We start from the raw sequence: 25,876 nt of genomic DNA, 5'->3' as shown, positions 1-25,876 counted from the left end.
CACGTAACTGCCGCCCCTTAACAGCCGGGGAAGTTTGACTTAGGTCACGCTTTGCGTGCGTTTCACGATAAACGCCGCCTATCGCACCATTAAACCAATCAATTAGACAACTTTTAAGGAGAGTCGCACACTTCCCGCTAACAGAAGACATATTCTGATAACAACTCATAAACAAATAAGCCTGCAACTATGAAATTTAAACGTAAGATTCAACCCTATCGCGCTGCTGCGGGCGGCTGGGGTTCATTGGAAGCCACCACCCGTTTCGTCTTTGATAGTAAAGCTGCCCTGAAGAACATGCGAAACCTGATGCGCATGAATAAAGCGCGCGGTTTCGACTGCCCAGGTTGCGCATGGGGCGATGACAACAAAAGCACCTTCAGCTTCTGTGAAAACGGAGCAAAAGCGGTAACGTGGGAAGCCACGCGTCGTGTGGTTGCGCCGGAATTTTTTGCCCAGCACAGCGTCAGCACTCTTTATCAACAGAGCGATTACTTCCTTGAGTATCAGGGACGCTTAACCCATCCGATGCGCTACAACAGCGAGACCGACCACTACGAACCGATCAGCTGGGACGATGCGTTATCCTTGATTGCTCGCCATTTGAAGGCGATGGATCATCCAAATCAAATGGAGCTTTACACCTCCGGCCGCGCCAGCAATGAAGCATCCTGGCTTTATCAGCTGTTTGGCCGTGTGATGGGCACCAACAACTTTCCCGACTGCTCCAACATGTGCCACGAAGCCAGCGGCACCGGCCTGAAACGCAGCATCGGCGTGGGTAAAGGCACCATTCGTCTGGACGATTTTGATCACGCCGACGCGATTTTCGTGTTGGGTCAGAATCCGGGCACCAACCATCCGCGCATGCTGCACAGCCTGCGGCACGCGGCCGATCACGGCGCGAAAATCGTCACCTTTAACACGCTGCGCGAGCGCGGCCTCGAGCGTTTTGCCGATCCGCAAAAGCCGCTGGAGATTGTCACGTCGATGGCGGGCACCATCAGTTCCGCCTATTACCAACCTAATCTGGGCGGCGATATGGCGGCGGTGCGCGGCATGGTGAAAGCCCTGCTTGAGCTACAGCGTGCACGTTTAGCTGCCGGTGAAGAAGGCATTTTCGATCAGGCGTTTATCGATGCCAACACTCATGGCATTGATGCGTATCTTGCCGCCGTTGATAACACCCGCTGGGACGATATCGTGCGCCAATCCGGTCTCAGCGAAGTGCAGATTCGTGAGGCGGCGGCGATCTATCAAAGTGCTGAACGCGTGATTGTCACCTGGGCGATGGGCATTACTCAGCATAAACACTCGGTGGATACCGTTCGCGAGATCACCAACCTGCAGCTGCTGTTTGGTCAGTTGGGCAAGAAAGGCGCAGGCCTGTGTCCGGTGCGCGGCCACAGTAATGTGCAGGGCAACCGCACCATGGGCATCGATGAGAAGCCGGGCAAGCCGTTCCTCGATGCACTCGGCGCGCACTTTGATTTCGAACCCCCGCGCGAGCATGGTCACAACACCGTTGAGGCGCTGAACGCGATGCTACGTGACGAAGTGAAAGTGCTGATTGCGCTGGGCGGCAACCTCGCGGCGGCCGCACCGGATTCACCAGTCACCGAAGAAGCGTTGCAGCATTGCGGTTTGACCGTGCACATCAGCACCAAACTCAATCGCAGCCATTTGGTGCCAGGCCGCGAAGGGCTGATTCTGCCAACGCTGGGCCGTACCGAACGCGATCGTCAGGCAAGCGGTAATCAGTACATTACCGTGGAAGACTCGTTCAGCATGGTGCACGCCTCAGAAGGCGTCGGCATTCCATTGGCGGAGACGCAGCGCTCTGAAACCGCGATTGTGGCTGGCATCGCCCATGCGACATTAGGCAGCGATAAAATCGACTGGCTGGCGATGGCAGGCAATTACGATCTGATTCGCGATCACATCGCCGCCACGATTCCCGGCTTTGCTGATTTCAATAATAAGTGCGACATTCCGGGCGGTTTCTACCTGGGTAGCGCTGCCGCCGAGCTGCGCTTCAATACGCCAAGCAAACGCGCCGAGTTCAGCGCCGCCGCCCTGCCAACGTCGCTGTTCCCGCAGTTGGGCGATGTCGCGGTGCCGTTCACGCTGCAAACGCTGCGTTCACACGATCAGTACAACACCACGATTTACGGCCTCGATGACCGTTATCGTGGCGTGTACGGTCAGCGCGAAGTGGTGTTTATCCATCCGGATGATATGGCGTCGCTGGGCGTCACTGAAGGCCAGTTGGTGGATATCGAGACGCTGTGGAATGACGGTTTAACCCGTCGCGTCAGCGGTTTCAAGCTGGTGCCGTATAACATTCCGCGCGGTAACCTCGCGGCGTATTATCCGGAAACCAACCCGCTGGTGCCGCTCTCGAGTTTTGGCGACGGCAGCGGTACGCCGACCTCAAAATCGGTGCCGGTGAAGCTGGCATTAAGCGCCGCCACACCGTCACAACGTATCGCCTGACCAAAGCGTTATCAGAAGGTAAAAAGCCGCGTAAAGCGGCTTTTTAGCCTGTTTTGGCCTTGCCGCGCGGACCCGATTCGCGTAAAACTGTCAGCCGCTCTTAGGCCACGAAACTATATAAATTATGTTCCAGGATAATCCGCTGCTCGCGCAGCTTAAAGAGAAGCTTCACGCGCAGACTCCGCGCGTCGAAGGTGTTGTTAAAGGTACGGAAAAAGGCTTTGGCTTCCTCGAAGTTGATGCCCAGAAAAGCTACTTCATTCCGCCACCGCAGATGAAGAAAGTGATGCACGGCGACCGTATTTCGGCCGTGATCCACACCGATAAAGACCGCGAGAGTGTCGAGCCGGAAACCCTGGTTGAGCCGTTCCTGACCCGCTTTGTCGGCCGCGTGCAGAAGAAAGACGATCGCCTGTCAATTGTGCCGGATCATCCGCTGCTGAAAGAGGCGATTCAGTGCCGCGCCGAACGTGGCGTGACCCACGATTTCCAGAACGGCGATTGGGCGGTAGCAGAGATGCGTCGTCACCCGCTGAAAGGCGATCGCGGTTTCTATGCTGAGCTGACCGAATTCATTGTCACTGCGGACGATCACCTCGCGCCGTGGTGGGTAACGTTGTCGCGCCATAACCTCGAACGTCAGGCTCCGGACGTCGGTTTTGGTGAGATGCTCGACGAAAATCTGCAGCGTGAAGATTTGACCGCACTGAACTTCGTCACCATCGACAGCGCCAGCACCCAGGATATGGATGATGCGCTGTACGTGGAAGAGGCTGCCGACGGCAATCTGATCCTGACCATCGCTATCGCCGATCCAACCGCTTACGTGGCAGAAGGCAGCGAGCTGGATAAGCTGGCGTCGAAACGCGCGTTCACCAACTATCTGCCGGGCTTCAACATTCCGATGCTGCCGCGCGAACTCTCTGACGACGTCTGTTCCCTGCGTCCGAACGAGCGTCGTCCCGCGCTGGCTTGTCGCGTTACCGTGCTGAAAGATGGCAGCCTGGCTGATGACGTGCATTTCTTTGCTGCGTGGATCGAGTCGAAAGCCAAGCTGGTTTATGACGAAGTTTCTGATTGGCTGGAAAACAGCGGCAGCTGGCAGCCTGAAAACGACGCCATTGCTCAGCAGATTCGCCTGCTGCATCAGGTTTGCCTGGCGCGCAGCGAATGGCGTCAAACCCACGCGCTGGTGTTTAAAGATCGTCCGGACTACCGCTTTGTGTTGGGCGAAAAAGGCGAAGTACTGGATATCATCTCTGAGCCACGTCGCATCGCGAACCGCATCGTGGAAGAGTCAATGATTCTGGCTAACGTCTGTGCCGCGAAAGTGCTGCAGGAGAAACTGGGCTTCGGTATCTATAACCTGCACACCGGTTTCGATCTGGCCAATGCTGAGCAGGCCGCTGGCGTGCTGGCGGGGCATGGCATCACCGTGGATCCGCAGGCGATTACCACGCTGGAAGGCTTCCGCCAGCTGCGTCGTCAACTCGATGCGCAGCCAACCCAGTATCTGGATAGCCGCATTCGTCGCTTCCAGTCGTTTGCAGAAGTCGGCACCGAGCCGGGCCCGCACTTTGGTCTTGGCCTCGAAGCCTACGCGACCTGGACTTCGCCGATTCGTAAGTTTGGCGACATGATCAACCATCGCTTGCTGAAGGCAATTGTGCGCGGTGAAAGCACTGGCCGTCCGCAGGATGAGCTGACCACCATCATGAGCGAACGTCGTCGCCTGAACCGCATGGCCGAGCGCGATGTTGGGGACTGGTTGTATGCCCGCTTCCTCGCACCGTTTGCCGCTACCGATCGCAAGTTCAGCGCCGAGATCATCGACGTGTCTCGCGGCGGCATGCGCGTTCGTCTGCTGGAGAATGGCGCGGTAGCCTTCATTCCTGCGCCGTTCATCCACGCGGTGCGTGATGAGCTGGTGTGCTCGCAGGAAAGCGGCACCGTGCAGATAAAAGGTGAAGTCGCTTACCGTGTCACTGACATCATCGACGTGACCATCGCCGAAGTGCGTATGGAAACCCGCAGCGTGGTCGCGCGTCCTGCCGCCTGAGCATGAAAACTCGCGGGATAACAGCCGTTATCCCGCATTTCTCTCCGCCCGCTTTAGCAAATGTTAAATTTGCATTCCGCTTCACATTTCTAATGCCTTTGTCTGTCGTTAACAATTCATTACATTACTTTTAACTTGTTGTATTCGATCGCCTCTTTTCCCGGTCCCTACAAGGAGTTAACTCATGAACAACGTCAAAACCAGTCTCATCTGGTTAGCGGTGGCGTTAATTGGCGCGGGCGCATTTGCCATGCTGGCCCTCAGCCGTGGCGAACACGTCAACGCGGTGTGGCTGGTGATTGCCTCCGTCGCCTGCTACAGCATTGCCTATCGCTTTTACAGCCTGTTTATCGCCAAGCGTATTTTCGAACTGGACGATCGCCGTCGCACGCCGGCGGAGCGCTTAAGTGATGGCCTCGATTATGTGCCGACCAATAAATGGGTGCTGTTCGGCCACCATTTTGCGGCGATTGCCGGTGCGGGCCCGCTGGTCGGCCCGATTCTCGCGGCGCAGATGGGCTTCCTGCCGGGCACCATCTGGATTCTGGTTGGCGTAATGTTTGCCGGTGCGGTGCAGGATTTCCTGATCCTGTTTATCTCAACGCGTCGTGATGGCCGCTCATTGGGTGAGATGGCGCGTCAGGAGCTCGGCTCATTCGCTGGCGTGGTCACCATGCTCGGCGCGCTGGGTGTGATGATCATCATCCTCTCCGCGCTGGCGCTGGTGGTGGTGAAGGCGCTGGCCAACAGTCCATGGGGTTTGTTCACCATTGCCGCAACCATTCCGATTGCGCTGTTTATGGGCGTGTATATGCGCTTCCTGCGTCCGGGAAAAATCGCGGAAGTGTCGATCATTGGCTTCGTGCTGATGATGGCGGCGATTATTTACGGCGGCAATGTGGCGGCCGATCCCTATTGGGGCCCACTGTTTACGCTGAAAGGCACTGAGCTGACGTGGGTGCTGGTGATCTACGGTTTTGTCGCCTCTTCGCTGCCGGTATGGCTGCTGCTGGCACCGCGCGATTATCTCTCCACCTTCCTGAAAATTGGCGTGATCATCGGTCTGGCCATTGGCATCGTGTTTGCCATGCCCGAGATGAAGATGCCCGCAGTGACCAAATTTATTGATGGTACCGGGCCGGTCTTCTCCGGCGCGTTATTCCCGTTCCTGTTTATCACCATCGCCTGTGGCGCCATTTCAGGTTTCCATGCGCTGGTTTCCAGCGGTACCACGCCGAAACTGGTGGAGCGCGAAAGTCATATCCGCTTTATCGGCTACGGCGCGATGCTGATGGAATCCTTTGTGGCGATCATGGCGCTGATTTGCGCATCGGTGCTTGATCCGGGCGTCTACTTTGCCATGAACTCCCCTGCCGCGCTGATTGGCACCACGGTGGAAAATGCGTCGCAGGTGATTAATGGCTGGGGGTTCGTGGTGACGCCCGAGATGCTGAGCGGCATTGCGCGCGACGTCGGCGAAAGCACCATTCTTTCGCGTGCCGGTGGTGCACCAACCTTTGCGGTCGGCATGGCGCATATCATTACCGAAGTGTTTAACAGCCGGGCCATGATGGCGTTCTGGTATCACTTCGCCATCTTGTTTGAAGCGCTGTTTATCCTGACCGCTGTGGATGCCGGCACCCGCGCCTGTCGCTTTATGGTGCAGGATCTGGTGGGCACCGTGGTACCGTCGATGGCGAATAACCGTTCATGGTTGGGCAACATGGCGGGAACCACCGTCGCGGTGGCTGGCTGGGGCTTCTTTGTGTATCAGGGCGTGGTCGATCCGCTCGGCGGCATCAATACGCTGTGGCCGCTGTTTGGTATCGGCAACCAGATGCTGGCGTCAATGGCGCTGATTCTCGGCACCGTGGTGCTGTTCAAAATGAAGAAGCAGCGTTATGCGTGGGTGACGATTGTTCCAACCGCCTGGCTGTTCATTACCTCGATGACCGCGGGCTGGCAGAAGATTTTCCACGAAAAACCTTCGATTGGTTTCCTGGCGCAGGCCAACAAGTTCCGCAAAGGCATTGATGACGGCATCGTCATCGCCCCGGCGAAGAGTGTTGCTGACATGCAAACCATCGTCTTCAGCAATCAAATTAACGCGGCCCTGTGCGCCTTCTTCATGCTGGTGGCGGTGACCATGCTGGTGGCGGCCTTCTTCGTGATTCGTCGGGCGCTCAACAGCACGGTGCCAACCACCCATGAATCTGAGATCTCACTGCGCAAAGAGGTGCGAAATGTCTGAGTCCATTTATCACTGGAGAAAACCCAACGGGCCGTGGCACATTCAGCAGTGCTTACCAATCGCCCCCGCCACGGCTGGGCAAAATCTTACGCGCTGGCAGCGCATCTGGCGGGGATTGCAGCAAAGTTTTCGTTTAATGGTCGGCGTTCATGACTATCAAACTTATCTGAAGCATATGCGCGAACATCATCCAACGATCGCCCCCATGGATGAGCGCGCTTTTCACCGTCACTGCCTCGATGCCCGCTTTCCCAGCCAGGCCGGAAAACTCGGTAAGTGCCCTTGCTAACAGCGATTAGCCCCGCTTGTCGGGGCTTTTTCGTGCCATTCTTTAATAAAAACAAAAATATATTTGGATTGCATCTTGTGCTGACGCAGGAGGTTGAATACTGTTGCTAAAATAATGAGATACCGCCCGCTGAGCATTCCCCCGGAGGAAGTTTCCATGACCGATGAACAAGGGCAAACATTGCTATATACCTTGTTTGGCACCACCAGCCCTCATTGGCGTTTAACTTCAGATAGTGATGCTCTGCATTTTGCCGAAGATGAGAACGCAAACACCAATATGGCGGTGCCGCTGACTCCCGCACAAGCCAGTTTATTACGTGCGATGACGGTCATTACCTCAAGTATTAACCTCACGCTGTCGCTGCATGGCGAACCTGTTCCGATGCATTTTGTCGGCCGTAAAGTCAATCAATCTACCTGGGCAGGCACCTCGTCAGCCTGGGGCGATACGTCGTCTGTCGCGCGTGATTTGACGCTGGGTTTATCCTTCGCCGAGCAAGTGGTTTCTGAGGCGAATTCCGTCATCGTGATCCTCGATCAACGCGGCAATATCCAGCGTTTCAACCGTTTGAGTGAAGAGTACACCGGGCTGAAAGAGCAGGAAGTGATTGGCCGCAACGTATTCCAGCTGTTTATGACCAAGCAGGAAGCGCAGGCATCACGCCGTAATATCGCCGGTTTCTTCCGTGAAGGCAGTTCTTACGAAGTTGAACGCTGGATAAAAACCCGTAAAGGTCAGCGACTGTTTCTGTTTCGTAATAAGTTCGTTCACAGCGGCAGCGGGAAAAATGAAATTTTCCTCATCTGTTCCGGAACCGACATAACCGAAGAGCGCCGCGCTCAGGAACGTCTGCGCGTGCTGGCCAATACCGATACCGTCACCGGCTTACCCAATCGCAACGCGATCCATCAGCAGATTAGTCTGGCACTGGAGCTGGCGAATGGCAGTCAAACCGGTGTGGTGTACCTCGATTTAGACAATTTTAAGAAGGTGAACGACGCTTACGGCCATATGTTTGGCGATCAGCTGCTGCAAGCCGTGTCGCTGGCCATCCTCAGCTGTCTTGGCAAAGACCAGACGCTGGCGCGCCTTGGTGGCGATGAGTTCGTGGTGCTGGCGGAACACACCAGCCAGGCAGCGCTGGAAGCGATGGCGTCGCGTATTCTTGAGCGGCTGCGTCAGCCATTCCGCATTGGCCTGATTGAGGTTTACAGCGGCTGCTCGCTGGGTATCGCCCTCGCCCCGCTGCATGGTGAAGATCGTGAAAGCCTGATTCGTAACGCCGATACCGCGATGTATCATGCCAAAGAAAACGGCCGCGGCAAATTTTGCGTGTTCGCTAATGAGATGAATCAGCGCGTGTTTGAGTATCTGTGGCTCGATACCAACCTGCGCAAAGCGCTCGAGCTGGATCATCTGGTGGTGCATTACCAGCCAAAACTCAATGCCGAAGGCGAAGTGCTGAGCGCCGAGGCGCTGGTGCGCTGGAATTCTCCAGAGCGTGGTCTGGTGCCGCCGGGCGATTTTATCTCCTACGCCGAAGAGTCCGGTTTGATTGTGCCCTTGGGCCGCTGGGTGATGCTCAACGTGCTGCAGCAGATCATTAAATGGCGCAGCGAAGGCATCTTTCTGCGCGTCGCGGTTAACGTCTCGGCCAAGCAGCTGATCGACCAGAGCATTTACACCGATTTGAAACAGGCATTGAATGAAGCCGGTTTGACCGAGTGTCCAATTGATATTGAGCTGACGGAAAGCTGTTTGATTGAGAACGAAGCTGGTGCGCTGATGCTGATGAAACAGTTTCAGGAGCTGGGTGCGCAGGTGCATCTGGATGACTTTGGTACCGGTTACTCCTCACTTTCTCAGCTGGCGCGCGTCCCGATTGATGCCATTAAGCTAGATCAGAGCTTTGTACGTAATATCAACAAACAACCCGTGGCGCAGTCGCTGGTGCGTGCGATTGTCGCGGTGGCCAAAGCCCTGAAGCTGCAGGTGATCGCCGAGGGCATTGAAACCAAAGCCGAAGAGAAGTTTGTTATGGCCAACGGTGTTGATGGGCGTCAAGGTTATTATTATGCAAAACCAATGCCCGCAGAACAGCTCGGGCATTGGCTGGCTAAGCATCCTGCCCGCGTTTAACGCTGGTCTGCGAGATTAGCCGGCTTTGCGCAAGGATGCGCTATGACGGTTCTGCAGTTGTACCAGTCGTTCCATGTAAGCAATGTCTTTAGGTTCCAGTGTGAAGGCATAATCGACCCAGTCCTCCGTGATATCCATTAGCTCAGCGCGTGATAACTGCAATACGCGTTGACGCGCTTTCAGCATTGCCCGCACGCCGTTCAGTTTTGGACGTAACGTATCGATGAAGGTGCGTGTGGTGCGATAACCATCGCCCGGCTGGAACACCTTGTCGACCAGACCACGCGTTTCATACCATTCCGCGCTGTGTGACTCACCTTCCATAATCAGCTCTTCGGCCAGCTTCATGCCGGACCGACGCGCCACTAACGAGTAGCCGCCCATACCCGGGAACAGGTTGAATGCGATCTCCGGGAAACCCATGCGCGCGCTGTTCTGCGCCAGAATGAAGTGATGTGCCAGCGCCGCTTCAAAGCCGCCGCCGAGCGCACTGCCCTCAATCATCGCCAGCGTGACCGCACCGGTATCGAAACCCCGCGCTGCGGAGTGAATGCAGTCGACACAGGCACGCGCATAAGCGCGCAGTGCTTCACGACGGTTGTTGCGAATGCATTCCACAAAGAAACGCAAATCGCCTCCGGCGTTAAACATCTGTGGCACTAACGAACCCGTCACCCAGAAATCAATCGGCAGACCGGAACGTTGAGCGGAATAGCTCAGGTTCATGATCTCCTCAATTAATTCGTGGTTAAAACTCGGACGGGGTTGCGCACGCAGCATCATCCACATGGTGCGGCGACCCTCTTCATAGTAGGCCGCGAGCTGTGTGGTTTGTCCAACTTCGGTGAACAGTCTGCATGTTGGTTGGTTAATTACTGTCATTGTCTCATCCTCTGTTTATGTTTATGTAGTGCGTTAAACGCCACATCAGCGTAATCCAGAGTGAGGCCAGACCAAATGAGAGATTGATTTATAAAGCAAAATCCAGAGATATCCCCGACCAGCGGCCGGGGAAGCATTAGCGGGCTTACTTGATGGCAGCGCGTTGCCCCACAGCAACATGAGAACGCTTAACGCGTCGTGAATAAACCGCGGTGATGATGGGGACAATGACGGAGGTGACAATGACCGACGTGGCGACTAACGCCGTTGCGGCGGGTGCGACCGGTTTAAACTGTGGCAGCATCTCGGCGATCAACACTGGCGTGGCCACCGCAGCCCCGGCGGTACTCGATGCCGCAATTCCCGCCGTACCATCGCCACCGCCAATCAGGCGATCGGCAATAATCAGCGGAATGCCGGTGACAATGATAACTGCGACGCCCAGCATAATGCCCAGCAGACCGGTTTGCGCGATAACGGTTAAATCAATGGTGTTGCCCAACGCGAAGGCAAAGAACGGAATCAGCGTGTGCACCGCTTTGCCAAAGAACTCGCGCAGTTCGGGATCGAGATTACCCAACGCGAACCCGACGATAAACGGCAGTACCGCGCCAACGAAGACATGTGGCTCAAACGACGCAATGCCTGCGGTGCCGAGAATCACCATCGTCATCAGCGGCCCGGACTCCAGCGACATCAAGACAAACGCACCGGCCTCTTCTTTCGAACCGTATTGCTGCATGATGGATGCGTATAAACCGCCATTGGTCATATCCATCGCCGCCACTAACGCCAGCGTCGAGAGACCGGCAAACATGCCCACTTCCACGCCATTTTCCGGCATCACACGTGAAGCAATCGCCGCTACTACCCACGCCACCGCAATTTTGGTGAGCACGAGCGTGCCCGATTTACGCAGTACTGTGCCGGTGGCGCTGAGTTTGATGGATGCGCCCATGCAGAAGAACCACACTGCAAGAATCGGGACGGTGCCGGTCATCAACCCATTGGTGAACGAACCAAAGTATTTACCTGCGCCCGGAGAGAACGTATGGCACAGCGCGCCCAAAAACAGCGGAATCAGCATCATGCCGCCAGGAATTTTATCGATTGCACGTTTGATATGCATAAAGGTGTCACCTTAACTGAGCCAGAGGGAGGTGTTTTTATGAATTGCCAGATGGCATGGCGAGCAAGATAACGATTGGCAGAAAGGAAAAAAGTGATCGCAAATGCATTTATGAAACGCTGTTTTATTTTTATTGATCGATCATTTTGTATTTATGATACGCATCGCCATACCAGATGATTGGAAGTTAAATGAGAGGCACCGGGAGGCGTTTTTTCTGTAGGGATGGATTATCTGTGCGGGCTTTGACGCATCTGCCCTTGTCAACAACTCGTATTGAAGCTCGTGAGCAGGCCGGTGACACTTTTGGGCCGGCAATCCGCAGCGCTGAACGAAGCGAGGAGGCCAGGAGAGCCCGCAGGACGCAGGCGAAAGGCGGAGCCGGGACAAGGACGTCCCGTCTCCGCCGGTCCGTCAGGCAGACGAACGAAGTGAAGGTACCGCGCTAGCGGCGCGAGGACCGCCGGACCAAAAGTGCCCCCGGCCTGCGCGCTCACCATTAGCTTAATTAACTGGCATTACGCCAGCAGGCGTATATGTTTCAGAATTGACTTTAATTCTGCCCATACCAGGCATTTTTACCGTGCTTACGCAGATAGTGCAGATCAAGCAGTGTTTGCGATATCGGCGGTAACTCAGTGCGCAGCTGCTCGGTATGCAATGCCATATAGGCCACCTCTTCTAATACCACCGCACTGTGTACCGCAGCATGCGCATCTTTACCCCAGGCAAACGGGCCGTGGGAATTCACCAGCACGGCGGGGATTGCCGTTGGTTCAATTCCGCGCTGCGCAAAAGTTTCAATGATCACCTGGCCGGTATTCCACTCGTATTCCTGCTCAATCTCTTCGCGCTTCATCTGCCGCGTGCAGGGAATGGTGCCGTAAAAATCATCGGCGTGCGTGGTGCCTAACGCGATGATTTCACGTCCAGCCTGAGCCCAAATGGTGGCATGGCGCGAGTGCGTATGCACGATGCCGCCGATCTCTGGCCAGGCAAGATAGAGCGCGCGGTGGGTGGCGGTATCCGAAGATGGGCGCATTTTCCCTTCTATCACCTCGCCGCTGGCGAGATCGACGACCACCATATCGTCGCGCTGCATCTGCTCGTACTTCACGCCCGACGGCTTGATCACCAGTAAACCCCGATCGCGGTCCACCGCACTGACGTTGCCCCAGGTAAAGGTGACCAGGTTGTAACGGGGTAAATCGAGATTGGCTTCCAGCACCTGCTGCTTTAACGCTTCCAGCATCTTTTTTCTCCTGCGAACTGTGATAGCTGAATTGTGCGGAGCAGGAAGAAAAAGCGTTATGGATGGAACGGCTGTAAAAGCTGCGGAAAGTGGCTAAGGCGTTAAATGTGTGGCGCGGGTTGGTTTTGATGATTAAACAAGAAGTGGCTTGCAAACTCGCATTTTAGGACCGTTTTACCCTGCCGAGTGCGGTGTAACATCTATACTTATATGGTTACCACGGTGTTAACAATCAAGGAGAAGTTAATGACTACAACAATGAAACGTCTTACTGCTGCCGTATTGGCAACAACACTAGTTGTCGCGCTGAGCGGCTGTTCGAATTGGTCTAAACGCGACCGTAATACCGCAATCGGTGCGGGTGCAGGTGCCATTGGTGGTTCAGTGCTGACCAACGGTAGCGGACTTGGTACCGTTGGTGGCGCAGCTGTCGGCGGCATCATCGGCCACCAGATCAGCAAATAAATTATAATTATCAGGCTACGCAGCGCATCTACTTAACAACGGGCCACCTAAAAGTGGCCCGAACTGCTTCAACCGCCCGCCAGTTTGACTTTCATGCCTTTGGCTTCCAGCAGCGTTTTTATCAAATCGCGTTTATCGCCCTGAATCTCAATCACGCCCTCTTTCACTGCTCCACCGCAACCACACTTTTTCTTCAGTTCAGCAGCCAGTTTTTCGAGAGCGCTATCATCCAGATCGACACCGGTAATCAGACACACGCCCTTACCTTTACGTCCGCTGGTTTGGCGTTGAATACGCACGATGCCATCGCCTTTAGGTCGTGGCGCTTTCTCTTCTTCATGGGTGATACGACCGCTATCGGTCGAATACACCAATCGATTGTCCTGAGCCATTAAGCCTCCTGTAAACTTTGCAGGATTTGCTGCAGCGTGGCGGCCGGATCGGCGGATTGGGTGATCGGACGCCCGATGACCATATAATCCACGCCGGCGTGTTTTGCCTGCTGCGGCGTCATGATACGGCGCTGATCGCCCGCATCGCTGCCGGCCGGACGAATGCCTGGCGTAACCAGCGCGAAATCCTGACCTATCACCTGCTTAAAATGCGCGGCTTCCTGGGCCGAACAAACCACGCCGTGCAGGCCGCAATCGCGGGTCAAACGTGCCAGCCGCTCAGCCTGCGCGGCTGGAGATAAGGTAATGCCCAAACCTTTGAGGTCGTCTTCATCCATGCTGGTCAATACGGTGACGGCAATCAGCAGCGGCGCATCGTTGCCGAATGGTACCAGTGCTTCACGAGCCGCGTTCATCATGCGAGCGCCTCCGCTGGCATGCACGTTCACCATCCACACGCCAAGATCCGCCGCTGCCGCGACTGCATGTGCGGTGGTGTTTGGGATGTCATGAAACTTGAGATCGAGGAACACTTCAAAACCCCGTTCCTGCAGCGTTTTCACCAGCGATGGACCAAACAGTGTGAACATCTCTTTGCCCACTTTCAGGCGACACTGGCTTGGATCGATGCGGTCTACAAACTGCAGCGCGCTGTTGAGATCATGATAGTCGAGTGCCACCAGAATAGGTGAAGTGGTTACAGGCATAACGTTTCCTCAGTAACTGGCACCCGCAGGCGCGATGGACAAACGGCAAGCATTCTACCTGCGCAGGCCGGTGCCGACAATCACGCTACCGCCAGAACTTGCCTGTTTGACTGCTGGCTGCACGATGCCAGGGCAGTTTCTTAATCAAACTCACAAGTATGTTGTAACTAAATAGATGTAACCAGACGCGTGATGCGGCCATTTATTGGCCGTCGAGTCCACGGATGGGTTTAACTGAAGACCAGGCGCGACAAGATGGGCAATGCCAGTACAGAGCATGGGCAGTGAAGCCACATTTCTGGCAGCGATATCGCGGCTTAGTGCGGATCTGCTCGCCGACCATATCGCGCAGCACCATCAAGCTCTCTTTCGCACGTCCGTCTTCCGCTTCGTGTAAGTGGAAATCCATCAAACGATGAAACACACGCATCGTCGGATGACGCTGAAGCTGACGATTGATATACAGCTGTGCCGCTTCCGGTCCCTGCTGTTGCTCAAGAATATCAGAGAGATAAAGCTCTGCTGCGGCGCCAGTATTCTCGTCGACACAACGCTGTAAAAATTGCGCCCAGTTTTCGGGTTGGTTCAGGCGCTGGTAGCAGGTTTCCAGCATGGGTAACGTTTCACTCACCAGCTCTTTGTCCTGCTCCAGCACGCGCTGCAGTCGGCTGGCGGCTTTGGCGTACTCGCCCTGCTCCATCAAAATGCGGCCCATCATGATTGAGACGCGCGCACTTTGATGATCGGCTGACTCGCCCTTCTTCAGCAAGCTCATCGCCCGATCAAGGTCATCACTGCTTAATGCCTGCAACGCCAGCTCACAGTAAAAATGGGCAATTTCCCCTTTCTGCTTGTCTTTGCCGAGCTTAACCAGCTTTTCCGCCACGTCGATGGCTTTTTGCCAGTCGCTGGTTGCCTGATGAATCAACAATAACTGCTGCAACGCGCCAATACGGAAATCGGTCTCTTCAACCAGTTGCCCAAACATATCTTCGGCACGATCGTACAATCCGGCTGCCATGTAATCGCGGCCGAGTTGCTGGATCGCCAGCAAGCGCTGCTCGTAGCTGAGCGACGCACTTTCCATTAGGGATTGGTGAATGCGAATGGCGCGATCAACTTCACCACGCGAACGGAACAGATTGCCAAGCGTCAGATGCGCCTCAACCGTGCCGCTGTCCTCTTTCAACATGTCGAGAAAGAGATCAACCGCTTTGTCCTGTTGATTGGAGAGCAGGAAGTTTACGCCGGTCACATAATCGCGCGACAGGCGGTTCGCTTCCTGTTGCTTATCCTGATGTGCACTGCGGCGGCCCATATACCAGCCATACGCCGCAGCAACAGGAAGAAGCAGAAACAGCAATTCAAGCATCGAAAATTAATCCCGACGACTGGCAGTTGGTGATGGGGTCACTGCAGTAGATTGTTCATTCTGTGCCTGCATACGTTTAAGCTTACGCTGTGCATTTGCCAGAGAAACACGTAAGCGTAACCAGAACAGACCGCAAATCGCCCATCCCAGCAGGAATCCAGCGCCAAACAAGCTGGCGAGCAGTGTTGAAATGCGGAATTCGCCCTGCGCTAGCAGATAGTTAAAGGTGATGATTTGGTCGTTATGCGCTCCGAGCGTGACGGAGATGATGAAAATGACCAATACCACGAGAAAAATAAGCAAATATTTCACAATGCGTCCTGTCGAGAGGTTATCCAATAGAAGTATGCCAAAAAACCGCCGTCGATGCTGCTTATCCCCACATCAGTTAGCGCTTTTTTCTACAAGCACAATCAATCATATGGGGATGAATAGGCTGATTACAATCCATCATCACGTTGCGCGATCTCACGATGTTCCTCTGGTGGAATGGTGAGCGGGCCGCAGAAACGCTGGGCCAGCAGCGTAGCTACGGTCACCAATAACCAGGATATCAGCGTTGCCATCACTAAATCACGCGGCCAGTGCATACCCAGCACTAAACGGCTGCCCATCACCGCGGTCGCCCAAACGAATAATACGGCAACGGTGGCAAAATGACGGCGCGGCCATAACAGGCCGATGGCTAAAAGCGCCCAGCTGGCGGCAAACATGGTATGCCCGGAAGGAAACGCATAACCGGTTTCAAATGCCCAATGATTCTTCAGCCATTGCGGCAGCTGAGTGTCATTGGCCAGCAAAGTTGAGACCATTTCGCCGCGCTGCTGGCGATGAAGCTGATAAAACTCATCACCGTTAATGCCATGACTTTTTTCCAGCCAGATGACGTAGGGGCGCGGTTCCTGCACATGCTCTTTGATTGAGGATTTGGTGTACTGACCAGCAAGAATCGCACCATTCATGATAAGAATGAGCAGAATCGCGGGTTTGAGCCGAAAGCGTAAACACCACAACACCCAGGCGCTGAGGATGATACTGGTGAGGATACCCCACGGACTGGTAACGGTTTCCGTCATCCAAAACAGCACGCGAAGTAGATTGCCGCTTTCCCCGGGTTGCCATTGCCAGTTTGATATCCACACGCCCAACGGCATCAACAACAATAAAAACGCCCCTAAGGTGGTGCGCTGAATGATCTTTAACATTCGCTTCCTTTTAGATCCGGATTAACAGGTGCGTTAAGCATAACTTTAGCTGAAAAAAGAATAACATACCTGTTGCGGCTTGGATAATTGTGCTTTATCACTACAATCACTCTGACCGATTAACGGCAGCCGTTCGGGTTGTGGCACAATAGCGTAAGTTTCATCGGGCCACATGGCCCGTGCGTTATCATGATGATAGCGCATCCTCTGAAGGTTCTGGAGAGTCACATGCAGCTTAAACGGGTAGCAGAAGCCAAACTGCCCACGCCATGGGGAGATTTCCTGATGGTTGGTTTTGAAGAACTGGCAACCGGCCACGACCATGTCGCGCTGGTTTATGGTGATATTAGCGATCACAATCCGGTGCTGGCGCGCGTCCATTCCGAATGTCTCACCGGCGATGCCCTGTTCAGCTTACGCTGTGACTGCGGTTTCCAGTTGGAAGCGGCGTTAACGGCGATTGCGGAAGAAGGTCGTGGCATTCTGATGTATCACCGTCAGGAAGGTCGTAACATCGGTTTGCTGAATAAAATTCGTGCTTATGCATTGCAGGATAAAGGCTACGACACGGTCGAAGCCAACCATCAGCTCGGTTTCGCCGCTGATGAGCGTGACTTCACGCTATGTGCAGATATGTTCAAACTGTTGGGCGTCAATGAAGTGCGCTTGCTGACAAACAATCCGCGCAAAGTTGAGATCCTGAGTGAAGCCGGTATCAATATCGTCGAACGCGTGCCGTTGGTTGTCGGGCGTAACCCGAAAAACGCGCACTATCTCGATACGAAAGCCGAAAAAATGGGTCATCTGTTGCCAAAGTCGTAAGCGGTCTTTATAGCAGATAAAAAAAGCCGGGAAATCCCGGCTTTTTCTTTTAGTTCAGCATATTGCGTATCACATAGTGCAAAATGCCGTCGTTCTGGTAATAGGTTAGCTCGTTACCCGTATCGATACGGCAGCGCGTTTCCAGCGTCTCCTGGCTGCCATCCGCACGCGTCAGAATTACGGTTACCGTGCCACCCGGCTTAAGCTGCGACAGATTTGCCACATCTATAAACTCTTCACCCGTAAGCTGCAGCGTTTTACGCGTCACGCCAGCCGGAAACTCGAGCGGCAGAATCCCCATACCGATCAGGTTAGAGCGGTGAATACGCTCGAAGGATTCGGAGATAACCACGCGCACGCCCTGTAAGCGCGGCCCTTTTGCTGCCCAGTCACGACTTGAGCCTGAACCGTACTCTTTACCAGCAATCACCGCTAACGGCACACCTTCCTGCTGATACTTCATCGCCGCATCGTAAATCGCCAACTGCTCGTTAGTCGGGAAGTGTTTGGTATAACCGCCCTCTACACCCGGCACCATTTCGTTACGAATACGGATATTAGCGAAAGTGCCGCGCATCATCACTTCGTGGTTACCACGACGCGAACCGTAAGAGTTGAAATCGGTGCGCTCAACGCCATGCGACAGCAAATAGCGTCCGGCTGGACTTTCGGCTTTGATGCTCCCCGCTGGAGAAATGTGGTCGGTGGTGACGGAGTCACCCAGCATCGCCAGAATGCGCGCGCCTTTGATATCCTGCACCGGCTTCGGCGTTTTCTCCATGTCGTCAAAGAATGGCGATAAACGAATGTAGGTGGAATCGCCATCCCAATCGTAGGTTGCCGCTTCGCTGACTTTGATCTGCTGCCACTCAGGCGTGCCGTTAAACACCTCGGCATACTCTTTGTGGAACATATCGCTGGTGACTTTTTGCACCGCTTCCGCAATCTCTTCCGGTGAAGGCCAGATATCCTTGAGGAAAACATCGTTGCCCTGGCGATCCTGGCCGAGCGGATCGGATTGCAGATTGAGCTTCATATTACCCGCTAAGGCATAAGCAACCACCAGCGGCGGCGAAGCCAGCCAGTTGGTTTTAATTAACGGATGAATACGGCCTTCGAAGTTACGGTTACCCGAAAGCACCGCGGCAACCGTGAGATCACCCTCTTTAATCGCACTTTCTATCGCGTCCGGTAACGGGCCGGAATTACCGATGCAAGTAGTACAACCGTAACCGACCAGATTGAATCCTAACTCGTCCAGATATGGCGTAAGCTGGGCCACAGCAAGGTAGTCAGAAACCACTTTGGAACCGGGTGCCAGTGAGGCCTTAACCCAGGGCTTGCGCATCAGACCGCGTTCAACGGCTTTCTTCGCCAGTAAACCGGCAGCCATCAGCACACTAGGGTTAGAGGTATTGGTACAAGAGGTAATCGCCGAGATCACGACCGCACCGTCATCAAGCTGATAGCTTTCTCCGGTTTCGCTATCGCGGTAGCTCACGTTTTTATGCGGTTTTTGCGCCTGATTAACTTCCAGTTCGTTGCTGGCATCAAAGGCAGTAGGAACATCACCGAGTGATACGCGATCCTGCGGACGTTTTGGACCGGCCAGGCTGGACTCGACGTCGCCCATATCCAGCGCTAGAGAGCTGGTGAACACCGGCTCATCACCCGCGTTACGCCACATACCTTGTTGCTTAGCATAAGCCTCAACCAGTTCAACCTGCTCCGCATCGCGGCCGGTGAGCGTCATATAACTCAGGGTAACATCATCGACGGGGAAAAAGCCGCAGGTCGCACCATACTCAGGCGCCATGTTAGCGATGGTGGCGCGATCGGCAAGCGGCAGGTCGGCTAAGCCGTCGCCGTAAAATTCTACGAATTTACCCACAACACCATGTTTGCGCAGCATTTGCGTAACGGTTAACACCAGATCCGTTGCGGTGATGCCCGGACGCAATTTACCAGTGAGTTTGAAACCGACTACGTCAGGAATCAGCATTGAGACCGGCTGGCCAAGCATCGCCGCTTCAGCCTCAATCCCGCCAACGCCCCAACCCAATACGCCGAGCGCATTGATCATGGTGGTATGCGAATCGGTGCCCACCAGCGTATCGGGATAGGCGATCTCTTGCCCATTCAGCGTCTCATGCCAGACAGATTTACCGAGGTATTCCAGATTGACCTGGTGACAAATCCCGGTGCCCGGGGGTACTACGCGGAATCGATTAAAGGCTTTTTGCCCCCAACGCAGGAAAACGTAGCGCTCATGGTTGCGCTCCATTTCGAGGTGCACATTTTCATCAAAGGCTTTGTCATCACCGAAATGGTCCACGGTGACAGAGTGGTCGATAACCAAATCTACCGGGGATAAGGGATTGACTTTGGCGACGTCGCCGCCAAGGCGTTTCACCGCTTCGCGCATGGCAGCCAAATCTACCACCGCCGGTACGCCGGTAAAATCTTGCATTAATACACGCGCGGGACGATAGGCAATCTCACGATCGGCGTGAGCATCTTTTTGCCAGGCGACCAGCGCTTCAATATCTTCAAGCGTGACAGAATCACCATCCTGCCACCGTAAAAGGTTTTCCAGCAGGACTTTCATCGACTTGGGCAAGCGATCGATATTGCCCAGTTGCTGAGCTGCTTTGGGCAAGCTGTAGTAATGATATTTTTTTGCCCGAACATCCAGCGTGTCCTGACTCTGCTCGCGTAACGTTAACGACATAGCGCCTCCATGTAAGTGAATCTTTTTTAAACCTCAGTGACTGCAAGGTTTAACTTAAAGATAGACTACATTGCCGTTAACGTTTTGATAACAACACGAATAGACACATTAAAACACAATGAAAAATGCCCCGACGTTTGTCAGGGCATTTATAAAATTCAGTATAATTTGAGTTAGGGCTTAAATCATCGCCCAAAAGGCGGCGGCCCAAAAAGCCAGGGAAAAGGTATAAACGCTCACCCAGGATAATGTTGTTGTATTGATGCTCATAATTCACTCCCTCCCGGATTCCGGGCAAAAAAAGTCCACCGTCTTCAGCGTTGTACTGATGACACCGTTTTTTTAATGCTGAGTGTTAAAGGACGGGCTTTTAACTTGCCCACCGGATAATCCGGCAAAAAGAGGGACTAAACGACTAAATATAGTACGGAACGCATGCTGCGTTATTTCGACTTCATATCCATGAAGGATTCAATAAAGTTGCGCTGATTCTCGCTGAGTTCCCACGAAGTCGGAATGGTGACCTGAGGTTCAGTGGATACAACGTCTTTAACTTTGCACGCAGGCGTTTGCGGCTGACGTGCAGAAACCGGATGCTTACGACTGAGTGTATTTGCCCACATGGCTTAACCCCACATACGCCAAATCATTAACGCCACCACTACCCAGAACAGTGCTGAAGCAGCGAAGACAGTCATCCAAGCTTTGCGACGGGTATTACCAGTACGCTCAACTTTGGTGCTTTTAGTCCGGAAGCCCGGCTGTACAGTTATTCTCGTATTCATAGTTTTTGATAATCACTCTCAATAAAACGATTGATGACGACGATTAAGATTTAGGACGAATCCTAAACTTGTTAAGACCGAAAATCCAGTTATTTTTATTGAGCACAACGATTAACGCTATTTATCAAAACGCCAAAAATTGATGAGATAAATTTAATTACCAACACAACTATTAATTAAATCGTTACATTGTAAATTTGGGTTAACAGCAAATTAGATCCAATCTAAATTTGAGTTTAATTTACCATGCCAGTTAAAAAGCCCTTCTTCATCAACTCTTAACTAGAGTATGGGAATATTCCTGGCGAGCTGCAAAGCAGCATCGTAAAAATTGTGTACTGATTCGCATTTAATAGATAACAATGAAAAAACATGTGACCCATGTTTCATTTACAAAAAAATAATGATTTTTTTTGAAGTACTCGTGGCGCTAAGCGCTAAGGGATTCCGAAGGTGCCCACTGGACACCTTGGCAAAAGAATGAGTTAGGAATTTACTTGAAGGGTAACTTGATGTCGCGGAACATAGCTTCGATGTCTTCATTGGAGCGCAATGCGACCGCCGCATCCACCACATCACGCGTCAGGTGTGGTGCGAAACGTTGAATGAAATCATACATATAGCTGCGGAGGAAAGTGCTACGTCTAAAGCCAATTTTGGTCGTACTATTCGTAAAGATTTCTGAAGCTTCAATACGCACCAAATCGGGGTCTGCAACCGGATCAACCGCCATACTGGCAATTACGCCAACGCCCAGGCCTAAACGCACGTACGTCTTAATGACGTCAGCATCCGTCGCAGTGAAGACGATGCGTGGCGTTAATCCGGCGCGATTAAACGCGGTGTCCAACTCTGAACGGCCTGTAAAGCCAAATGTGTAAGTCACTAACGGGAAATCCGCCAGCTCTTCAATCGTCACATTTGATTTACCCGCCAACGGATGATCTGGCGTTACCACAATGGCGCGGTTCCAGTGATAGCACGGCAGCATAATCAAATCGTCATACAAATGCAGCGCTTCTGTGGCAATGGCAAAGTCTGCATTGCCCTTTGAAACCGCCTCAGCTATTTGCGTCGGCGATCCCTGATGCATATGCAAAGAGACGCGAGGATAGCGCTCAATAAAGCCTTTAATCACGCCTGGCAGCGCATAACGTGCCTGCGTATGGGTAGTTGCTACATACAGCGAGCCTTTATCTGGCCAGGTGTGTTCACCAGCAACAGATTTAATTGCGTCAACTTTGGACAGCACTTCGCGCGCAATCCGGATAATCTCTTCACCTGCAGGCGTTACTTGCGTCAGATGCTTACCACTGCGTGCAAATATCTGCACGCCCAGCTCATCTTCTAACATACGGACTTGCTTACTGATGCCTGGCTGCGAGGTATATAAGCCTTCGGCGGTCGATGAGACATTAAGATTGTGATTAACCACTTCGACGATGTAACGCAACTGCTGCAATTTCATAGTTATATCTTCCTGGTAGCGACAGAGGTGCATTCCCGGCAGGCGTGTTTCCGCTTTAATTGCGGTGAGGGAGGGAAAGCGAGTCAGCGAAACGAAAAGAGTTCTATAACTACTATATCAGTTAAAGGAAGAATGTAGAACGATTAGCTATAAGGATAAGAGAAAGGCCAGCGAATGCTGGCCTTGCGGGGAATTACTTTTTCGCTTCCTGCCATTTGCCATCAACATAGAACATTGACCAGCCAGTGGCTTTGCCATCCTTTTCGGAAGAGACGTATTGCTGTTTGGTCTTGCGACTGAAACGTACCATCGTCTTATTCCCTTCCGGATCGGCGGCTGGCGCTTCTGACAGATATTTCAGCTTTTCTGGCAGGCGGTCGGCAAAGCGTTGCAGCTCTTCCACCAGCGGCGCGCGCGTTTCACGTGATTTCGGGAAGGTATTAGCGGCAAGGAACACGCCCGCTGCACCATCACGCAACACAAAGTAAGCATCCGACTTTTCACACTGCAATTCTGGCAGCGGCACCGGATCTTCTTTTGGCGGCGCGACATCACCGTTACGCAAAATCTTACGGGTGTTTTTGCACTCGTCGTTGGTACACGCCATGTACTTACCGAAACGACCCATTTTCAGATGCATTTCAGAACCACACTTCTCGCACTCAACAATCGGACCGTCGTAGCCCTTGATGCGGAATTCGCCCTGCTCAATCTCGTAGCCGTCGCACTCTGGGTTATTACCGCAGACGTGTAACTTGCGCTGGTTATCGATCAGATAGCTGTCCATCGCGGTGCCACACTTCTGGCAACGACGACGAGCGCGCAGCGCATTGGTTTCAGCATCATCGCCTTCCAGCACGTTGAGCACTTCATTTTCCGGGATCAAGTTGATGGTCTGCTTGCAGCGCTCTTTCGGCGGCAAAGCATAACCCGAGCAACCCAGGAACACGCCGGTACTGGCGGTGCGAATCCCCATCGGGCGGCTACAGGTTGGACAATCAATTGACGTCAACACCATCTGGTTCGGCTGCATGCCGCCCTCTTCCGGATCTTTCTCAGCATCATCTAGCTGCTGACTGAAATCACTGAAGAATGAGTCGAGTACCGCTTTCCATTCGGCTTCATTATTCGCCACCTGATCGAGGCTATTTTCCATGCGCGCGGTGAAGTCATAGTTCATCAGCTCGCGGAAATTAGACTCCAGACGGTCGGTAACAATTTCACCCATTTTTTCAGCGTAGAAACGGCGGTTCTCAACACGCACGTAACCACGATCCTGAATGGTGGAGATAATCGAGGCATACGTCGATGGACGACCAATGCCACGTTTTTCCAGCTCACGCACCAGTGATGCTTCACTGAAGCGCGCCGGCGGTTTGGTGAAGTGCTGGCTTGGCATCAGCTCTTTAAGATCCAGCATGTCGCCAACATCTACCGGCGGCAGCGTCAGATCTTCATCATTTTTACGCAGCGCAGGCATCACGCGCGTCCAGCCATCGAAACGCAGCGTGCGGCCTTTGGCTTTCAATTTGAATTCAGCCGCGCCCACGGTCAGCGTGGTGGAGTCATACTGAGCCGGAACCATCTGGCAGGCAACAAACTGGCGCCAAATCAGCTGATAGAGTTTCTGCGCATCAGCTTCCATATCTTTCAGCTGCTCAGCCACGATATTCACATCAGAAGGACGAATCGCTTCGTGCGCTTCCTGTGAATTATCTTTGCTGGCATAGGTATTCGGCGCTTCTGGCAGATACTTTTTACCGAAGCTGCTCTCAACATAACCGCGCGCCATCGCCACGGCATCCTGGCTCAGGTTGGTGGAGTCGGTACGCATATAAGTGATGTGGCCCGCTTCATACAAACGCTGCGCCATCATCATGGTCTTCTTCACGCCGAAGCCCAAACGCGTACTCGCCGCCTGTTGCAGCGTTGAGGTAATAAAAGGTGCAGAAGGCTTGCTGCTGGTCGGCTTGTCTTCACGATCCAGCACTTCGTAACGCGCTTTCTGCAAAATCGCTACCGCCGCGTGAGTTTGCTCACGATTAACCGGACGGAACGCTTTGTCATTCTGATGCGTCACCTGCATGGCCAGATCGGCGCCTTTCGGCGTGGCGAAATCAGCATCGATTTCCCAATACTCTTCTGGCACAAAAGCTTTGATTTCGTGCTCGCGCTCAACAACCAGACGCACCGCAACCGACTGAACGCGACCGGCTGACAGGCCGCGGGCAATTTTCTTCCACAGCAGTGGCGACACCATGTAACCCACCACGCGATCCATAAAGCGGCGCGCTTGCTGTGCGTTGACACGTTCAATATTAAGCTCGCCAGGCTTGTCAAACGCCTGACGAATCGCATTCTTGGTAATTTCGTTAAATACTACGCGGCTAAAGCGCTTATCGTCCCCACCGATCACTTCCCGCAGGTGCCAGGCAATGGCTTCCCCTTCGCGGTCAAGGTCGGTTGCGAGATAGATGTGGTCTGCATCGGCAGCCAGGTTTTTCAGCTCAGCGACAACTTTTTCTTTGCCCGGCAGAATTTGATAATCCGCTTCCCAACCATGCCAGGGATCTACACCCATGCGGTTTACGAGTGCGGCTTTCTCATCCTTTTTAACCTTTTTTCCAGATTTCGCTTTTTCCCCGTCGGCACTTTTACGGGCAGTTGAACCGCTGGTCGGCAAATCACGGATATGACCGACACTGGATTTCACCACGTAGTCATTACCGAGGTATTTATTGATTGTTTTGGCCTTTGCCGGGGACTCAACGATTACGAGTGATTTACCCATATGTACCTTTACCTAAATGAAACGTCCTGATAAACGGGAGAGAATTGGAGGTCCCAAAACCCAATGGGTTCAATATTGCTGCCGGCATTTCGCATTTCAAGGCAGCAGGGATAATCTCAGGTCAGATTGCGTCGACTTCTGCAACTTTATGATTAGGAGCGAGTTTTCCATCTGACAGAACCACACATCCGGGTGTGATCTCCCTGAAAGCTGAATCGCCCACACTCTACCTGATAAAATCCGTTACGCAACTTAATTAGCATTCTGCCTAATTTTGCGCCAGTTTTGTGACGCCATGCTGATTTGCTGAACGCGATAGCTCGCAAGTAATATAGAAGGAGAAAAATGGCTGTCAAAAAAGAGGTGAAAAATGTCAGTGCCAACGGAATCTATTTCACGCCAGGCGTTACTGGAAATAGCCAATCAGATAATCACGCAGCACGAAAATTATTTTGTCGGATTAGAAGCCAATGATGTGATTCAGCAAGGTGATGTTTTGGTGTTTCGCGGTCCCTATTTTCTCGATGATGAAGGCTTACCCACCGCCAAAACCACCACGGTATTTAACGTGTTTAAGCACCTCGCGGTTGAACTCTCCTCTCAATATCATCTGGCATAAAAAAGCCCGGCAATTGCCG

General features: G+C 53.3%; 21 protein-coding genes. 8 read left to right on the top strand and 13 right to left on the bottom strand.

Annotation, left to right across the window (positions count from 1 at the left end):
- The first annotated feature begins 189 nt into the window (after nucleotides 1-189).
- From ACFQW4_RS09340 to pdeR, 5 genes are all read left to right on the top strand, one after another.
- Nucleotides 190-2,496 (top strand): FdhF/YdeP family oxidoreductase, encoded by a 2,307-nt coding sequence (locus ACFQW4_RS09340; protein ID WP_377724967.1) that lies wholly within the window; start codon nucleotides 190-192, stop codon nucleotides 2,494-2,496.
- Between the two features lie 124 nt (nucleotides 2,497-2,620).
- Nucleotides 2,621-4,555: an exoribonuclease II gene (locus ACFQW4_RS09335; protein ID WP_377724965.1), complete on the top strand. Its 1,935-nt coding sequence runs from the start codon at nucleotides 2,621-2,623 to the stop codon at nucleotides 4,553-4,555.
- A gap of 184 nt (nucleotides 4,556-4,739) precedes the next feature.
- Nucleotides 4,740-6,806, top strand: coding sequence for a carbon starvation CstA family protein (locus ACFQW4_RS09330; protein WP_110866240.1), 2,067 nt, complete (start codon nucleotides 4,740-4,742; stop codon nucleotides 6,804-6,806).
- Nucleotides 6,799-7,095, top strand: a complete 297-nt coding sequence (locus ACFQW4_RS09325; protein ID WP_110866241.1) for a YbdD/YjiX family protein — start codon at nucleotides 6,799-6,801, stop codon at nucleotides 7,093-7,095. The genes ACFQW4_RS09330 and ACFQW4_RS09325 overlap by 8 nt, the downstream gene beginning before the upstream one ends.
- 156 nt (nucleotides 7,096-7,251) lie before the next feature.
- Nucleotides 7,252-9,237, top strand: coding sequence for a cyclic di-GMP phosphodiesterase (gene pdeR, locus ACFQW4_RS09320; protein ID WP_222233365.1), 1,986 nt, complete (start codon nucleotides 7,252-7,254; stop codon nucleotides 9,235-9,237).
- Nucleotides 9,238-9,252: 15 nt separating this feature from the next.
- On the opposite strand, the gene ACFQW4_RS09315 is transcribed toward pdeR, so the two are convergent.
- From ACFQW4_RS09315 to araD, 3 genes are all read right to left on the bottom strand, one after another.
- Nucleotides 9,253-10,119 carry a crotonase/enoyl-CoA hydratase family protein gene (locus tag ACFQW4_RS09315; RefSeq protein WP_007892438.1) on the bottom strand — a complete coding sequence of 289 codons (867 nt, stop codon included), beginning with the start codon at nucleotides 10,117-10,119 and terminating at the stop codon, nucleotides 9,253-9,255.
- A 145-nt stretch (nucleotides 10,120-10,264) separates the two neighbouring features.
- Nucleotides 10,265-11,248, bottom strand: a complete 984-nt coding sequence (kdgT, locus tag ACFQW4_RS09310) for a 2-keto-3-deoxygluconate transporter (protein WP_007892437.1) — start codon at nucleotides 11,246-11,248, stop codon at nucleotides 10,265-10,267.
- Between the two features lie 553 nt (nucleotides 11,249-11,801).
- Complete coding sequence (gene araD / locus ACFQW4_RS09305) at nucleotides 11,802-12,500, bottom strand: L-ribulose-5-phosphate 4-epimerase (RefSeq protein WP_192233999.1); 699 nt, start codon at nucleotides 12,498-12,500, stop codon at nucleotides 11,802-11,804.
- A 246-nt stretch (nucleotides 12,501-12,746) separates the two neighbouring features.
- Here araD and osmB point away from each other — a divergent pair, with 246 nt between their 5' ends.
- Nucleotides 12,747-12,965: an osmotically-inducible lipoprotein OsmB gene (gene osmB / locus ACFQW4_RS09300; protein ID WP_008106509.1), complete on the top strand. Its 219-nt coding sequence runs from the start codon at nucleotides 12,747-12,749 to the stop codon at nucleotides 12,963-12,965.
- Between the two features lie 68 nt (nucleotides 12,966-13,033).
- On the opposite strand, the gene yciH is transcribed toward osmB, so the two are convergent.
- The 5 genes from yciH to pgpB form a co-directional block, all read right to left on the bottom strand.
- Nucleotides 13,034-13,357, bottom strand: a complete 324-nt coding sequence (gene yciH / locus ACFQW4_RS09295) for a stress response translation initiation inhibitor YciH (RefSeq protein WP_110866244.1) — start codon at nucleotides 13,355-13,357, stop codon at nucleotides 13,034-13,036.
- Entirely contained in the window at nucleotides 13,357-14,064 is a 708-nt protein-coding gene (gene pyrF / locus ACFQW4_RS09290) for an orotidine-5'-phosphate decarboxylase (protein ID WP_350260677.1), read from the bottom strand. Before pyrF ends, yciH begins: the two co-directional genes overlap by 1 nt.
- Nucleotides 14,065-14,266: 202 nt before the next feature.
- Nucleotides 14,267-15,436 carry a lipopolysaccharide assembly protein LapB gene (lapB, locus tag ACFQW4_RS09285; RefSeq protein ID WP_110866246.1) on the bottom strand — a complete coding sequence of 390 codons (1,170 nt, stop codon included), beginning with the start codon at nucleotides 15,434-15,436 and terminating at the stop codon, nucleotides 14,267-14,269.
- A 6-nt stretch (nucleotides 15,437-15,442) separates the two neighbouring features.
- The gene (locus ACFQW4_RS09280) at nucleotides 15,443-15,748 is read right to left on the bottom strand and encodes a LapA family protein (RefSeq protein ID WP_137385878.1); all 306 of its coding nucleotides are present in this window, start codon (nucleotides 15,746-15,748) and stop codon (nucleotides 15,443-15,445) included.
- A gap of 128 nt (nucleotides 15,749-15,876) precedes the next feature.
- The gene (gene pgpB, locus ACFQW4_RS09275) at nucleotides 15,877-16,641 is read right to left on the bottom strand and encodes a phosphatidylglycerophosphatase B (protein WP_101764272.1); all 765 of its coding nucleotides are present in this window, start codon (nucleotides 16,639-16,641) and stop codon (nucleotides 15,877-15,879) included.
- 228 nt (nucleotides 16,642-16,869) lie between these two features.
- Here pgpB and ribA point away from each other — a divergent pair, with 228 nt between their 5' ends.
- Entirely contained in the window at nucleotides 16,870-17,463 is a 594-nt protein-coding gene (gene ribA / locus ACFQW4_RS09270; protein WP_097097212.1) for a GTP cyclohydrolase II, read from the top strand.
- A 49-nt stretch (nucleotides 17,464-17,512) separates the two neighbouring features.
- On the opposite strand, the gene acnA is transcribed toward ribA, so the two are convergent.
- The 5 genes from acnA to topA all read right to left on the bottom strand — a co-directional run bounded on the left by acnA (nucleotide 17,513) and on the right by topA (nucleotide 25,238).
- Nucleotides 17,513-20,194 carry an aconitate hydratase AcnA gene (acnA, locus tag ACFQW4_RS09265; protein ID WP_377724958.1) on the bottom strand — a complete coding sequence of 894 codons (2,682 nt, stop codon included), beginning with the start codon at nucleotides 20,192-20,194 and terminating at the stop codon, nucleotides 17,513-17,515.
- Between the two features lie 443 nt (nucleotides 20,195-20,637).
- Nucleotides 20,638-20,817, bottom strand: a complete 180-nt coding sequence (locus ACFQW4_RS09260; protein WP_064738813.1) for a hypothetical protein — start codon at nucleotides 20,815-20,817, stop codon at nucleotides 20,638-20,640.
- A 3-nt stretch (nucleotides 20,818-20,820) separates the two neighbouring features.
- Nucleotides 20,821-20,979 carry a YmiA family putative membrane protein gene (locus ACFQW4_RS09255; RefSeq protein WP_071531660.1) on the bottom strand — a complete coding sequence of 53 codons (159 nt, stop codon included), beginning with the start codon at nucleotides 20,977-20,979 and terminating at the stop codon, nucleotides 20,821-20,823.
- Nucleotides 20,980-21,472: 493 nt separating this feature from the next.
- Nucleotides 21,473-22,447, bottom strand: coding sequence for an HTH-type transcriptional regulator CysB (gene cysB, locus ACFQW4_RS09250; protein ID WP_064738814.1), 975 nt, complete (start codon nucleotides 22,445-22,447; stop codon nucleotides 21,473-21,475).
- A 193-nt stretch (nucleotides 22,448-22,640) separates the two neighbouring features.
- Nucleotides 22,641-25,238 (bottom strand): type I DNA topoisomerase, encoded by a 2,598-nt coding sequence (gene topA / locus ACFQW4_RS09245; protein ID WP_377724956.1) that lies wholly within the window; start codon nucleotides 25,236-25,238, stop codon nucleotides 22,641-22,643.
- 370 nt (nucleotides 25,239-25,608) lie between these two features.
- On the opposite strand from topA, the gene ACFQW4_RS09240 reads away from it, so the two are divergent.
- Nucleotides 25,609-25,857 (top strand): DUF2498 family protein, encoded by a 249-nt coding sequence (locus ACFQW4_RS09240; protein ID WP_137385883.1) that lies wholly within the window; start codon nucleotides 25,609-25,611, stop codon nucleotides 25,855-25,857.
- Nucleotides 25,858-25,876: the final 19 nt, after the last annotated feature.

The sequence above is a fragment of the Pantoea sp. GCM10028869 genome (genome assembly GCF_042666835.1).
Lineage (GTDB): Bacteria > Pseudomonadota > Gammaproteobacteria > Enterobacterales > Enterobacteriaceae > Pantoea > Pantoea leporis.
The sequence above is the reverse complement of the archived record's forward strand: the minus strand, read 5'-3'. Positions and strand labels throughout refer to the sequence as shown.

Bases quoted from the DNA above. Each gene is read 5' to 3' on its own strand.
- ACFQW4_RS09340 (WP_377724967.1), top strand. From the start codon at position 190: ATGAAATTTAAACGTAAGATTCAACCCTATCGCGCTGCTGCGGGCGGC.
- ACFQW4_RS09335 (WP_377724965.1), top strand. From the start codon at position 2,621: ATGTTCCAGGATAATCCGCTGCTCGCGCAGCTTAAAGAGAAGCTTCAC.
- ACFQW4_RS09330 (WP_110866240.1), top strand. From the start codon at position 4,740: ATGAACAACGTCAAAACCAGTCTCATCTGGTTAGCGGTGGCGTTAATT.
- ACFQW4_RS09325 (WP_110866241.1), top strand. From the start codon at position 6,799: ATGTCTGAGTCCATTTATCACTGGAGAAAACCCAACGGGCCGTGGCAC.
- pdeR (WP_222233365.1), top strand. From the start codon at position 7,252: ATGACCGATGAACAAGGGCAAACATTGCTATATACCTTGTTTGGCACC.
- ACFQW4_RS09315 (WP_007892438.1), bottom strand. From the start codon at position 10,119: ATGACAGTAATTAACCAACCAACATGCAGACTGTTCACCGAAGTTGGA.
- kdgT (WP_007892437.1), bottom strand. From the start codon at position 11,248: ATGCATATCAAACGTGCAATCGATAAAATTCCTGGCGGCATGATGCTG.
- araD (WP_192233999.1), bottom strand. From the start codon at position 12,500: ATGCTGGAAGCGTTAAAGCAGCAGGTGCTGGAAGCCAATCTCGATTTA.
- osmB (WP_008106509.1), top strand. From the start codon at position 12,747: ATGACTACAACAATGAAACGTCTTACTGCTGCCGTATTGGCAACAACA.
- yciH (WP_110866244.1), bottom strand. From the start codon at position 13,357: ATGGCTCAGGACAATCGATTGGTGTATTCGACCGATAGCGGTCGTATC.
- pyrF (WP_350260677.1), bottom strand. From the start codon at position 14,064: ATGCCTGTAACCACTTCACCTATTCTGGTGGCACTCGACTATCATGAT.
- lapB (WP_110866246.1), bottom strand. From the start codon at position 15,436: ATGCTTGAATTGCTGTTTCTGCTTCTTCCTGTTGCTGCGGCGTATGGC.
- pgpB (WP_101764272.1), bottom strand. From the start codon at position 16,641: ATGTTAAAGATCATTCAGCGCACCACCTTAGGGGCGTTTTTATTGTTG.
- ribA (WP_097097212.1), top strand. From the start codon at position 16,870: ATGCAGCTTAAACGGGTAGCAGAAGCCAAACTGCCCACGCCATGGGGA.
- acnA (WP_377724958.1), bottom strand. From the start codon at position 20,194: ATGTCGTTAACGTTACGCGAGCAGAGTCAGGACACGCTGGATGTTCGG.
- ACFQW4_RS09260 (WP_064738813.1), bottom strand. From the start codon at position 20,817: ATGTGGGCAAATACACTCAGTCGTAAGCATCCGGTTTCTGCACGTCAG.
- ACFQW4_RS09255 (WP_071531660.1), bottom strand. From the start codon at position 20,979: ATGAATACGAGAATAACTGTACAGCCGGGCTTCCGGACTAAAAGCACC.
- cysB (WP_064738814.1), bottom strand. From the start codon at position 22,447: ATGAAATTGCAGCAGTTGCGTTACATCGTCGAAGTGGTTAATCACAAT.
- topA (WP_377724956.1), bottom strand. From the start codon at position 25,238: ATGGGTAAATCACTCGTAATCGTTGAGTCCCCGGCAAAGGCCAAAACA.
- ACFQW4_RS09240 (WP_137385883.1), top strand. From the start codon at position 25,609: ATGTCAGTGCCAACGGAATCTATTTCACGCCAGGCGTTACTGGAAATA.